The following is a 12836-nucleotide window of genomic DNA, read 5'->3' as shown; positions in this document are numbered from 1 at the left end:
ATTAACTTATTTTAGGGGGAAGCCAAATGGAAAGCGCAAACATTTCGATATAAGGTTGCTGATAGGTAGTGTAATATTCGGTTTGATTTTCAGCAATAACAGGTAATGTAATAGTAAAGGGTTTGGACACAATAAAACCAACGCAAGAACCGCAGGTAAAAAAAGGAGAACACCCAGGGCATTCTTTTTCTTTAGCAGGGAATTTATCTGCTTGTTCCTTTTTTGCAGCTTTTTTTCCCTGGCATTCATTATCTGAACAACAGGGCCTTGTGGAAAGCACGATAACGTAAACAGATAATATCAGGCATAGTAACTTCACATAGCAAAAGTATGAAATTGTATGAAAAGTGTACAAGAAGGTTTGTTGACGTCAAAATCAAATGAAAATTTGTTTGATGGCGTCGCCGTACAATAATTTATGTAAAAAGTACGGTAATATGAGTACTACCGTACTTTTTTATTACCCAGAGCGGGAATCGAACCCGCGCTGTTATAGCATTTATTTTGGCAACGGCAATAACAAGGAAGTTGTAGTGCCCAATAGGGCCCCGCCGACAACATCGCTGGGGTAATGTACACCCAGATACATACGCGAGTAGCCTACAGAACTTGCCCATATATAGGAGGGGGCTATTACGTACCATTTGGGATACGCCCTTGACAATGCGGTTGCAACCGAAAAGCTTGTTGAGGTATGCCCTGAAGGAAATGAGGTACTGCCGGCATTATAAACTGCGACGATTTTTAAATTTTGAACAAATGGCCGGCGTCGTTTAAATATAGTTTTCATTAATAGCGTAACGCCCAGCGTTATGGCGGCGCTGCTGCCTACGTATAAAGCATTTTGGCGCATTTGCATATCATGCCGTACCAGGCCGCCGGCCATTAGCGCGGCAGGTACACCATAGGCGACATACCCAAGCGAATTAGATAAAAACAGCATTTGTTTTGTTTCGTCATCATTACGCTTTAAAGCCAGGTCGATCAAATATTTATCATCAAATCGCTGAACAAAGTTATTCACCTGCGCTGCCTGGACCTTTACTTGGGTAACGCTCTTTGTTTGGGCGGGGGTTTTTGGTTGTTCTTCGGTTTTTACTTGCCCAAATAGGTTTCCGGCGAAGGGTGCAGCTACCAGGAGTTGTAGCGCAACGAACGCATTAATTACCCTTATGGACTTGCTTGTTTTCATAACAGATAGTAGTTTTTATTTGCTTTCGGGTTTGCTGATCAAAGCCGAATTTGGCGGAAACTTTAGAGATTCAACAGGTACAGGATGTGCATCGCGTAACTGCCCCAGCGCTAAATAAGTTTGCGGCCAATCAATTTTGTCTTTGTTTGAATGATTGGATTTGGCAGCTTTACCAGCCGAATCATAGAAATGGAGGATCTTTTCTTTTAAAGGAATGGTTAAATAGGCGAAGCTATCGGTTTTTAACTGTATGACCAATTCACTAAAAGTTTGGTCTGCTAAACCGTATTCGCCCCGAGCAGTGGGCTTTCCGGTATCAAAATCAATGTTGGCCAGTTCGACGTGGCCTTTTTGTTGTAACTCACGTAATAACATGTCGTAATGGCTCGTTGTCACGTCGAAGCCTTTGTTAAACAACTTTTCACCTTCAGCGCCGGGGTCTTTAAACTTTAACGACTTCAAAGGTCCGATCTTGGGAGCAATCTCTATCAACGCTGCGAAAAACCATTCGTCAAACTTCGGCTTTTCTCTTTTATTGCCATACTTTTTAATATAATCTTTGCGGTTATATTTGAAACTAAAAGACCTGCGGGTGGCTTTCGGATTCAACTTCAGAATATCATTTTTCTTAATGATCCACGCGGTGCGGGTTAAGGCAGGTAGCAAAGTTTTTACTGACCAGCGAAACGAGGCTATAGTTAATGAAAGATCTGCAAATACTTTATTTATATCCTCGCCGTAGGTGATCAGATAAGCTCTTTCCAATACAGGGCGGGCTACATTGAATCCGATAAAATTATGATACGATTGAGGTAGATAATTTCCACGCGCTATTTGCAACACATCGAAAGCAAACTCCATTCTTTTGTGAGAAGTATGATCATCATCATAAGTGACCACGTTTCCAAATTTCTGTTTATCTTTTGGATACAGCAATGGCACCGCCACATTAGTCGCAAGCGAATGGCCATACCGATCGGTTAAGTAATGCGCCAATGCGCCAATTGAAAACGCATATTCATTTAAATTTGAGGACAGTTTGATGAGGTTTTCTACAAAATCGCCACTGCGTACATAATGCAGTAAGTTAGTAAAATGCGGATTTCCAAAAGGAAAATAGCCCATATCGGCAACGAGCGCACCACCATAGGCATATGCTCGTGCAGAATCCAGATCGGCCTTACTTGCACCTGGATATTTTTGCTTTAATAACGGAACAATGGCTTTCTCCCATGAAGCATCTATAACCGCCTCGTGGGCAAAAACAGAATAGGCTTTGGCATATTGTGGCAGAGTTGTCAAAAAGAATAGCGCAAAAAGCGCTAACGCAGCGGATAGATTTTTCATATTCAGGAATTCAAGATTTATATGATTGTAGTGTGTTCCTCATAGTCGCCATATATTCCCGCTATATTTCCTGCCAATACGATCAACCCCGGTTGCGGATCAAAATAAAATCTTTCTTCAATTACATTCATTATTTGATGTAAAAACTGTCACCTTACTTCTTAAAAAACAGGCTTACTTCAACATTTCCTCCACACTTACTCAGTAACATCAACAAAACCACTAATGTTTGTGGTCGACTAATTGAACAGTGGTTGCTGATTCACAGATGTAATATGGTATTTGAGGTTCAGTGCGCATGTGGATATTGTTATCAGAGCGCAGATCTTGCTCAATTAGCTTTGAGAATTATATTATTTAGGTGATGATTGGTAGTACGATAAAATGTATGATGTCGTAGTACCCGAGACCCGAAGCTGACCCGGTTTAAAAAGAAAACCCTTTCTTTTCAGAAAGGGTTTTGAGCGAAAGACGAGATTCGAACTCGCGACCCCGACCTTGGCAAGGTCGTGCTCTACCAACTGAGCTACTTTCGCGTTGGGGTTGCAAATATAGAGAGATTTGGATGTTCTGCAAGAGAAAAGTGTATTTCGGTTATCGTTAGGTATTTAAGTTAGATATGGCCATCAAAACTGTTGCAAAACAAACTGGTTTAATGTTTGCAAATTTTGCACCGCTGCGCCAAGTGTATTATTAAAGTAGGCATACACGGTTTTGCCTTCGCTTAGCCACTCGTTGATATAACCGGCGTATTCATACAGAAAATCGTCGGTATAACTGCCCCGATAGCCATTCTCCGGCCCATGAAAGCGCAGATAAGTAAAATCATCTGAAGTAGTTTCCATTGGAGATTGTGATCCATGTTTATCATGCAATACCATTGCGGTATTGTTATCCGACAGTAAACGGTAAACGTCATCGGTGTACCAACTGGAGTTTCGAAATTCAACAGCAACAGGCCAGCCGCTCCCATTCAATATTTGTAATAGTGTGCTTAACTGCATATCGTCCCGTCCAAATTTAGGGGGTAGTTGTATCAACAGGCAACCGCGCTTACCGCTTGCAGTAATCCGGCTTGTAAACTCAGCTATGGGTTGTAAATTGAATTGCTGTTTGCCGCAATGCGTAACATCCTTGATCAGCTTAAATGAAAATCTAAAATCATCAGATACTTCAGTTTCCCATTTGCTAATGGTCCGTGAAATTGGCATGCGGTAAAAACTTGCGTTTATTTCTATGGAGTTGAACAGAGAGGCATAGTAAGTTAGCCTTGTCCCATCAGCAAATTCGGGCGGAAAAAAACTTTTATTCTTAACGGGCAGCACCAGGTTGCTTGTGCCGGCATAATAATGGCTCATCTATAGTCATAACAATCATAGTTGTAACTTGTTCCGGATTATCGGCGGATAAGGTTCATTGCTCAGAACAAAGCGTAATTTCGGCACACGCGTCATATGCTCAAATAAGGCTGTATATTGTAAAATATTGGTTATCCTGTTTATTTTACTTTACTTTTTAAAAACTAAAAACTAATATGCCGAAGTATTTGGTGTATGATATAATTATATCCAAATAACAAAATTGTAAACCATACATTTTAGTTAATAAAATAATTATGAAAAAAATAAGAAGTTTTATTTTGGCCGGAATCATCTTGCCCGCCTTGGGCTATGGACAGACCAAAATTCGCCTCACCGGTTACGTGAATCCTTTGATCGGAACCACGGTCTTGACTGACTCTGCCGAACTTGGCTATAATCCGCCCTGGCGCACCTGGAATGGCCTTGTGGGGCCAGCCGCCTGCGTTCCTTTCGGCATGGTACAAGCAGTACCTATAACTACTTATGGCAGCGGTAGCGGTTATGAGTACGAAGTGAATACCATTAAAGCTTTCGCCCAGACAAGCGGGACCGACTGGGAAGCACAGAATATCCCCATTATGCCGCTCGAAGGTGATAAGTTCACCGCCGATGATTTCGCTTCATCTTATAACCATTCGAATGAAACGGCACACCCGGGCTATTACCGGGTATTGTTAAATCGCTACAATATCAATGCAGAGCTTACTGCAACCAGGAGAACCGCATACTATAAATTTACCTATAAAGGTGGGCAGGATAAAAAACTCGCATTCGACCTCGTACATGCAGGCGGCGGGAGCAGCGCCTGGGAACTCAATAAGGCCGGTGATTACATCGTTTCAGGAAGACAAGGGAATCTTTATTTCTATGCCGTGATGAATGCTAAGATCAAAAGCATCGACACCTACAAACGTAACCCCAATCAGCCCGACATTCCACGTAGTGGTCAGGGTGCAGGAGGCCAGCGGAAACTCACCGGAAATATTGATGTTCCGGTAATCAGCTTCGACCAATCTGACAAACCACTGGAGATTAAAATCGCTATTTCAAGCGTGAGCCCCGAAGGTGCAAAGCTGAATTATACCACAGAAATAGCAAACAAGACTTTTGATCAGGTTTACAAGGATGCCGATGCGAGTTGGGAAAAACTTCTCAGCAAAGTCAAGGTTACAGGCGGAACAGCAAAGCAAAAAGAGATGTTTTATTCATGCCTTTACAGGCAGTTCTGGTACCCCGGCATTACCAGCGATGTAGATGGCAAAGTGGCTTTTTATGATAGAAGGAGACGGGCTCCGGGTGAAGTTCAGGCCCCGCCGGCTACACGTACATCAAGAGATACGATCCCGGGATTTGACACCTATCAAAGTCCGGGTTTCTGGGATGTGTTCCGTACGCAATTAGTTGTCGTGGATATGTTGCTGCCTGATGTTAGCAACAATATTATCAAATCGCTTATTCTAAATGGCGAGCGTTCGGGGTTTCTGCCTACTTCGTTCCATGGCGATTTCGCTTCATCTTACATCGCCGGTTCCTATCTGCGCGGCATAAAGGATTACGATGTCCGGAAAGCATACCATCTGATGCTTAATAACGCTAATACTCCTACAGGTAATGGTGTGAGAGGCGCAAGGCCGCATAATGATGATTATCTTAAACTAGGCTATATTCCTGAAGCAAATATTCCGCACCCAACTACCGAAACGGTATCTACTGCAGGAACTACAAAAACGCTTGAATTTGCCTATTCAGATTACTCGATAGCATTGATGGCTAAAGCACTGGGCGATAAAGATACGTACGACACCATGATGGAGCGTAGCAAGAACTACAAAAATGTATTCGATCCGCAGACCGAGTTGATGAGGGGGCGTCTTGCAGATGGAAAATGGTATGCACCGTTTGACCCTGCTTATCCTTACTACGAATTTATGTATCGCGAGGCAAACGCCTGGCAGGCTTCATTCTTTGTACCACAGGACACCAAGGGACTTATCTCTTTGTACAAGAGCCCTAAAGACTTTGAGAATAAGCTGGATTCGCTTTTTACCATTCCATGGGGTGGATATGCAAAGGATAACCTGTCATGCTTCCTGGGGCAGTTCTGTATGGGTAACCAGCCCGACTTTAACTATCCTTATCTCTATTATTTTGTAAACAAACCGCAAAAGTCACAGGCTATTCTTAATAAACTGATGTCAGATTATTTCGGGATGGGGCCGGAACACCTTGCATTGGCTGGCATGGATGACCACGGTTCGCTGACAGGATGGTATGTATTTACGGCAATGGGTATATTCCCTTACTCGCCCGCCGACCCTCAATACATAGTATCAGTGCCTATTTTCGACAAAATTGAAATGCAGCTTGGCAACGGCAAGAAATTTACCATTATCAAAAAGGGAGGCGGGAAAAATATTAATAAAGTTACGATCGGGGGAGCACCTCTTAAAGGGTGGTTCGTTAATTATGACGACATGCGTAAAGGTAAAGAACTTGATATTTATACAAAATAGTGGTTTAAACAACAGCAAATTTAAATATCAAAAAGCGCCGGGAATCATCGCTCCGGCGCTTTTTTGTTTTGGTTTCCGCCATTTATCATATCAGAGACAATTCCTTTCCCTTCTTTCCGTTCGGCCAGAAATACACCGGCTAAATGCACGGCAATAAAAGCCAGTATGATATACATGCAAAATCCGTGGATACTTTTAACCGTATGTCTGATAGATTTGAATGCCGCCAGCGCGTCTTCAAAAGCCAGGAATAAGCCGGTGATAACCATGATGGTCAATACCAGATAAAAGACGCCATAAATCGTTTTTACTGTAAGCTCATGCTTTGCAGCCTCGCGGTTTTTTTTTGTAAGCTCAAATTGCCGGTAGGCGCTTTTTAACTTGCCAAGAAATTTCTGATCAGCCAGTTGAAAGAACTCTAACAGGATACGGAATAATAAAAGAGCCGCCAGTGCATAACCAAAATAAATATGTACTGCCCACGTCCTGTCGCTTAAAGCGTGTGCCACGGTTTGGGCTTGCAAATCAGTAATTTTAGCCCCAGCCTGCACAAATTGACTTTTCATAAAAGAGGATGTGGCATGGTCATCAGTAAGCGTAGAATTGATCAATACGGTGATCAGCGAACCACTAATAACCAGGGTATTTAGCCAATGCCACAGGCGAAGGGGCGAAGAATAAGTTTTAACTTGTGCAGGATGTTGAATGTCCCGTCGAATAGGTTCAATTGTGCTCATATAATTTAGGTGGCTATAGCACAAATATAATGCCGATGTGTAACGAAATTTAATGCTACAGGGCTTAACTCTATTGCTCTATTATTCTAATAACCGGTTCATAAGTTTAAAGATAGGATTCTTTTTATTACTGTTAACTGAATTTAATTCCCCCTTAAAATTTTGCTAATTCTAATAAACAAACCTCTGTTTATAGCGTTTATGCACCTGGTAGCCTTATCAAAATGAGCGCGCGTAATAAAAAAATTCACGATTTAGAAGCAGAGGTACGCCTTTTAAAAGCACAGATAGCCAATACAAAGGCACTCCAACTCGATAAGGATCAGTTAGAGCTCGAATATCAGCATAGCCAGACACGTTTCCGTACCATTTTTGATGAATCCGTTTTAGGCAATAAGATCATCGACAGCAGCCTGCGGATCATTAAGGTGAACCGTGCTTTGCTGTCGATGCTCGGTTACAACGAAGATCAGCTTATCGGGCACCTGATGACTGAATTTGCTCATCCGGACGTTTTGAAGCAATGGCTAACGCTTCAAGACGAACTATGGGCGCTTAGCCGGCCTTCATTTAATTTCGACACCTGCCTGATTAAGGCAGACGGTTCGTTGATGTCGTGCCACGTGACCACCATTCTGATCCCCGACGACAGCGGCACGTTGGGCTATACCATATTGGAAGATATTACCGAGGCAAAAGATGATGAGCGCCGCAAGAATGATTTTATTAATATGGTAAGCCATGAACTGAAAACACCGCTGACCTCGAGTATTAGCTATGTACAAGTTTCCCAACGGAGTGCCGCCAAGCGCGGCGATGAGGTAACCCAGGGAATGATGGAGCGTACCGGGAAACAGCTGGCTAAAATGGCGGGCATGATCAATGGTTTTTTAAACCTGTCCCGACTGGAATCCGGAAAGATTCAGATAGACAGCCAGCCTTTCGACCTGGCGCTATTGCTGGGCGAGGCCAAAGCGGATATGCAGGCTACTTTTCAGACATGTCAACTTAATGTGGACCAGGTGAAGGAAACCTGGGTAAATGCTGACAGGGACAAGATAGGCCAGGTAATCAATAACCTTATCAGTAATGCGGTTAAGTATTCGGCGATAGGTTCAACCATTGATGTTGTTTGTGCTATAGTGGACGGCTTGGCGAAGATCAGCTTTTCTGACCCCGGCATTGGCATTGCTGAAGAGGATATGCCGAGGCTTTTTGAACGTTTTTTCAGAGTTAGTAATAATGGCACAAAAAATATTTCCGGATTTGGCATCGGCTTATACCTTTCTTACGAGATCATCAAACGCCACGGCGGCGAAATATGGGCAGATAGTACACCAGGCAAGGGCAGTACTTTTCATTTTAGTTTACCATTAGCCACCAACCCACCAACATCGCCCGTCAGCATGTACCGATAGTTGTAGATTTGGTTTAAAACCAGCTTCGGATGAATCCTGATGACACAAATACACCTTGTTTTGTCATGATTACCCCTTGTGCAGGTATTCTGCTCATTTTAGTTTTGTAGTATCATTAAACTAAAAAACAAACGACATGAGAAAAATTAAGATTTTGGAACATATTTCGCTGGACGGCGTAATTTCGCCCGGCGAACAGAACGAATACAGCCAGGACTTCACACATGGGGGATGGATGGCACAGTATCGAAGCCCGGAAGGACGTGAGGCCGTTGTTGAGGCACAGGGTGATAACTTTGATCTGCTGCTTGGCCGCCGTACTTACGATCTTTGGACCGGCTATTGGCCAAAGGCAGGGAATACGCCGATAGCGAACAGTCTGAATGCTGCGACAAAATACGTGGCAACCCATCAGCCTGACGACCTGGAATGGGGGCCGGTAGGCAATCTGGGCGCAGATGTCATAGCCGGGATTCGGGACTTGAGGTCAACAGATGGCCCTGACCTGATTGTTTGGGGAAGCTCAACGCTGACGTCTGTATTGCTCGACCAGGGACTGGTTGACGAGGTTGTACTGATAGTTTATCCGGTGTTGCTGGGCCGGGGCAAACGCTTCTTTTCAGACAGTGTTGACCCGCGCGAACTTGCGTTCGTCAGCACCAAGACACTGCCCACCGGAGCGCTCGTCAATACTTATCGATTTGTTGGAGCACTGCGGACGGAGGCTTAAGAAACGAAAGTATAGAAATATATAGTAGCAGACAGGAGCTAAGGATACGTAGTATTTTACAGGCGACAGAAAGAATAACAGGAGGCCAGCGGTTACTGATGTAACCCCGGCGGCTTCCTGTTTGGGTTATTATGTTTATAGGGGCTTTTGTACAGTTATTAAAACCAATACCTCATTTACCCACCTCAATAACATGAAAGGTTCCGGGTATTTGTTTGGGTCTTCCACCGGCGGGGTTGGGTTCTGTTTTAGCAGCCGGCAGGTATAATTTATGCGTTGTCAGATCAATGCCGATGGTCCGTGCGCTGGGTTCTGTAGTGATATTTTCAACAAACTCAAATTTATTGGCATTCAACTCTCTTATGGCGCTTATAGTGCCTTCGCCATTTGATGCGTAGGCAATTTTTAATCCGGGATCAAATACGACACCATCCGTCCCTCCGATTGGAAATTTGGCAATGGTTTTGCCATCTGCTGCGTCCATAATCACCATAGTCTTGCTGTCTCCACAGCCAATAAATAACCGGTTGGTTGTACGGTCTATAGCCAAGCCGCTAGGCGATTCGCCGCCGTCAATCTTGTAACGTGTTATTTCTTTATAACTGGTAGCATCAAATACAATTACTGTACTGGTACCTTCGCCGTTAACAAATACTTTGCCTTTCCCGTCAGACACTGCTGTTTCAGGTTTGTCACCCAGTGGTACCGTTGCCACAACTTTATCGGCGACTGGATCAACTATTGTAGCATCTTTACTACGGCCATTGCAGGTAATTATCTTTTTCGAAAAATCATCATAAAAAATGGCGTCGGGGTTAGTACCCACCGGTATTTCTGCCAAAACCTTCAAGGTTTTTATATCAAAAACAGATACGCTATTGGCCCTGCCGTTGCTAACATACCCTTTGTCTAAAGAATTTACAAGGGCAATGCCGTGTACGCCCATTGTTTTCGGAATGTAACCAATGGAGTCGCCGTTTACAGTTGAAAGCACATTCACCTGGTTTCCGTGCGAGGTGTAAATGCGCTTATTAGCACCGTCAACCAAAATATAATCCCACCCGCCCGAGCTGCCAATCGGCAGATCTTTTAATACATGAAAACCTGTTTTTTGCTGCGCGATAGCCGGAAACGACGTAGCTATTGTTGCTATAAGAATGGCGATTTTAAATAGGTTTTTTTTCATCAATGTTTAATTTTTAATACAATATGAATCAACAATCTGTAGAAAAACTGTAGCTATTGGCGCAATGGTCTATGTTGCCGGTATATTTTTATGTACTGCAAAATTTGGCATAACTTATGCTTGGTTGAAATTGAGCTGATATTGATAATCAGTAGTTTATAAAAAAAATCTAGCACTCTATGAAAAAATTAATTGCCGTGTTAACGCTGGTCAGCTTTGTCAGCTTAACAACCCTTGCACAAACAGCAGAAAAAGTTAAAGTAAAACACACTTCAACCATTGGTCAGAAAGTGCACAATACATTTAGTAAGCACAAACACTATAGTGGTTATAAAGTGAAAAAGAAAGTAGAAAAGCCGGCAACAGTGGTTAAGCCATAACTAGCGGCATTGACACATTATTAACGAAGCGACAGGTTTAGGCCTGTCGCTTTGTTGTTGGGAGAAGAAGGGTATAGAAACGGGGAGCGTGTGGCCTATCCGACAAACTCCTGCGGTAAGGAAAACAACAAACCCGATATTTTCATGTCGGGCTTTATGTCTTTAATTTTGGTCGATAATAATTTTTGTTCTTTCTGTTTTGGCTTTGCCTACAGGAAGTGTAAAAAATAAGCACAGGAACAAAGCATATACGTGTGGGTATTTCATAATTTATTACTTAGCAACCGCCTTTGCGAGGGGCACGTTTGTAAATTATTTTACTGTCGCGTTCTATATAGTCGCCAGATACGATTGGATATAAATACTTGGGCGCGTACGATACGTTATGGCTTCTTATAATTATTTTGTCGTTAACCTTCAGGCTATGCAATTGCTGAAATTCATTGTTAAAGTTCAAAAAAAACGTGTCAGACTTTTCCGGCCCAAAGGCAAGAATATAATCATCATCATTAATCCTGACCATCACTCCAAAACCTAATCGTGAGCCCGGAGGAAGAGAAAGAGAGGTTACAACTCCCTCCATATTAGTATAATCCTTAATATGCTTCCTTATTTTAGCAGCACCGGCATACACTTTTTTACCTGCGGGAGAAGCTTCCCATTTTTTGTAATTTATACCATCAGGGCTGGCCTCCCATTTTTTCAATGCAGCTTTCCTTTCAGCAGCGGAGAGAGGCTTTGGGGATGACTTCTTAGAAGTTTCATTTTTGATTTCGCGATTTGCAAATACTAATCCGCTTACCACAATCAGCGGTAAGATTAGCACATAAATAATTTTTGTAGGTTTAATAAATAACATGGTTTTATCTCCTTTTAAAGTTTATTAAGCGAAATTACTTGGATATATTTCAGCCTGAGGCATCAGGATTGTAAATAAAATTGTAAACTTTGTAAATAAAATCTTGACGTTATGTTGGATAGCCAAAACCTTCTGTCCGGGAAAGGCAAGTACCTTTTTGGATTCATGCTGATTTTGTTTATTTCTGCTATCTGCGCAGCTTTCAGCATGACTGATAGTGACGACTTTGCGATTGCTAGAAGGGAGATTCTGCTCCGCAAAATCGGGCATGAACTACTTTTACAGTCGGGCGACAGTACATCAAGGGTGCTTCCGGTAAAAAAGATCGCTGAAAATGAGTACCAGATCGGTTTTGAGAATGCGCTTACTTTTCAAGCAGATTCGCTGGTAAATACTACACGGCATCTGTTGGCTAATGACCCGCTCGCAGGAGATTATGTGGTCACAGTTCTGAATAGTGGGAAGCCCGGCGTAGCTTATGGATATGCTATATCCAAAAATAAAAAAGATGATATTGTAGCTTGTATAGGAAGAAAGCAACCCAGAGCACATTACGTAATCAACGTTAAATTTAAACCGACGAGCACAAATACAGTTAAGGAAGAATTTCTGTTAGGCGGTTTGCCCTTTTTAGCATTTGTTGGTTTTGTCATTTTGAGATACGTTAAGCCGTGTCGGGTCTTACCTGATGGTCAGAATACGGGTATAGTCAATTTCGGTTCAGTTTTATTCGATGCGAAGAATCGTAAACTCATGATCAATGGAAAGACGATAGACTTGACCGGAACTGAAACCCGTTTGCTGCTCATCTTTGCGTTGTCTCCTAATGAGGTTATAGCGCGAAGCCGGCTACAAAAGGAGATATGGGAGGATGAAGGTATTATTGTGGGGCGTAGTTTGGATATGTTTATATCAAAACTTAGAAAAAAAATGGAATTTGATCCCAACATCAACATCGTTGTTATACGCGGAAAAGGATACAAGCTTGAAATTAGCCACCAGGCATAAGTGAACTTTTTTAGATAGGGGTAGATGTTGCCGACCTTGATTTCAGAAGAACTTCGCCATGCCTTTATACAACAAAGCCCGATATTTTCATATCAGGCTTCGTGT

At 42.7% G+C, this 12836-nt stretch carries 12 protein-coding genes and 1 tRNA gene; 5 read left to right on the top strand and 8 right to left on the bottom strand.

Annotated elements, in window-relative coordinates:
- Position 1: 1 nt before the first annotated feature.
- The 5 genes from ABD772_RS00140 to ABD772_RS00120 all read right to left on the bottom strand — a co-directional run bounded on the left by ABD772_RS00140 (position 2) and on the right by ABD772_RS00120 (position 3897).
- On the bottom strand, positions 2-319 hold the full coding sequence (locus tag ABD772_RS00140; RefSeq protein WP_345100090.1) for a hypothetical protein: 318 nt from the start codon (positions 317-319) through the stop codon (positions 2-4).
- A gap of 180 nt (positions 320-499) precedes the next feature.
- Positions 500-1192, bottom strand: coding sequence for a phosphatase PAP2 family protein (locus ABD772_RS00135; RefSeq protein WP_345100088.1), 693 nt, complete (start codon positions 1190-1192; stop codon positions 500-502).
- Between the two features lie 15 nt (positions 1193-1207).
- Positions 1208-2539, bottom strand: coding sequence for a zinc dependent phospholipase C family protein (locus ABD772_RS00130; protein WP_345100086.1), 1332 nt, complete (start codon positions 2537-2539; stop codon positions 1208-1210).
- 463 nt (positions 2540-3002) lie between these two features.
- A tRNA-Gly gene (locus ABD772_RS00125) sits at positions 3003-3075 on the bottom strand.
- A gap of 90 nt (positions 3076-3165) precedes the next feature.
- Complete coding sequence (locus ABD772_RS00120; protein ID WP_345100083.1) at positions 3166-3897, bottom strand: DUF72 domain-containing protein; 732 nt, start codon at positions 3895-3897, stop codon at positions 3166-3168.
- A 257-nt stretch (positions 3898-4154) separates the two neighbouring features.
- On the opposite strand from ABD772_RS00120, the gene ABD772_RS00115 reads away from it, so the two are divergent.
- A complete protein-coding gene (locus tag ABD772_RS00115; protein WP_345100081.1) occupies positions 4155-6413 on the top strand; it encodes a GH92 family glycosyl hydrolase in 2259 nt (752 codons plus the stop codon).
- Positions 6414-6457: 44 nt separating this feature from the next.
- On the opposite strand, the gene ABD772_RS00110 is transcribed toward ABD772_RS00115, so the two are convergent.
- Positions 6458-7150 carry a cytochrome b/b6 domain-containing protein gene (locus ABD772_RS00110; protein ID WP_345100079.1) on the bottom strand — a complete coding sequence of 231 codons (693 nt, stop codon included), beginning with the start codon at positions 7148-7150 and terminating at the stop codon, positions 6458-6460.
- Between the two features lie 224 nt (positions 7151-7374).
- Between ABD772_RS00110 and ABD772_RS00105 the strand changes: the two genes are divergently transcribed.
- Together ABD772_RS00105 and ABD772_RS00100 are read left to right on the top strand one after the other, a co-directional pair.
- The gene (locus ABD772_RS00105) at positions 7375-8568 is read left to right on the top strand and encodes a PAS domain-containing sensor histidine kinase (protein WP_345100077.1); all 1194 of its coding nucleotides are present in this window, start codon (positions 7375-7377) and stop codon (positions 8566-8568) included.
- Between the two features lie 136 nt (positions 8569-8704).
- A complete protein-coding gene (locus ABD772_RS00100; protein ID WP_345100075.1) occupies positions 8705-9298 on the top strand; it encodes a dihydrofolate reductase family protein in 594 nt (197 codons plus the stop codon).
- A gap of 172 nt (positions 9299-9470) precedes the next feature.
- Here the strand turns inward: ABD772_RS00100 and ABD772_RS00095 are convergent, their stop codons facing one another.
- Positions 9471-10484, bottom strand: coding sequence for a YncE family protein (locus ABD772_RS00095; protein ID WP_345100073.1), 1014 nt, complete (start codon positions 10482-10484; stop codon positions 9471-9473).
- 179 nt (positions 10485-10663) lie between these two features.
- On the opposite strand from ABD772_RS00095, the gene ABD772_RS00090 reads away from it, so the two are divergent.
- A complete protein-coding gene (locus tag ABD772_RS00090) occupies positions 10664-10864 on the top strand; it encodes a hypothetical protein (RefSeq protein WP_345100071.1) in 201 nt (66 codons plus the stop codon).
- A gap of 277 nt (positions 10865-11141) precedes the next feature.
- On the opposite strand, the gene ABD772_RS00085 is transcribed toward ABD772_RS00090, so the two are convergent.
- Complete coding sequence (locus ABD772_RS00085; protein ID WP_345100069.1) at positions 11142-11723, bottom strand: hypothetical protein; 582 nt, start codon at positions 11721-11723, stop codon at positions 11142-11144.
- 165 nt (positions 11724-11888) lie between these two features.
- Here ABD772_RS00085 and ABD772_RS00080 point away from each other — a divergent pair, with 165 nt between their 5' ends.
- On the top strand, positions 11889-12731 hold the full coding sequence (locus ABD772_RS00080; protein ID WP_345100067.1) for a winged helix family transcriptional regulator: 843 nt from the start codon (positions 11889-11891) through the stop codon (positions 12729-12731).
- Positions 12732-12836 lie beyond the last annotated feature (105 nt).

Source organism: Mucilaginibacter panaciglaebae (genome assembly GCF_039539265.1).
Classification (GTDB): Bacteria; Bacteroidota; Bacteroidia; order Sphingobacteriales; family Sphingobacteriaceae; genus Mucilaginibacter; species Mucilaginibacter panaciglaebae.
Note: the sequence above shows the minus strand (reverse complement) of the source record. Positions and strands in the feature narration are given on the sequence as shown.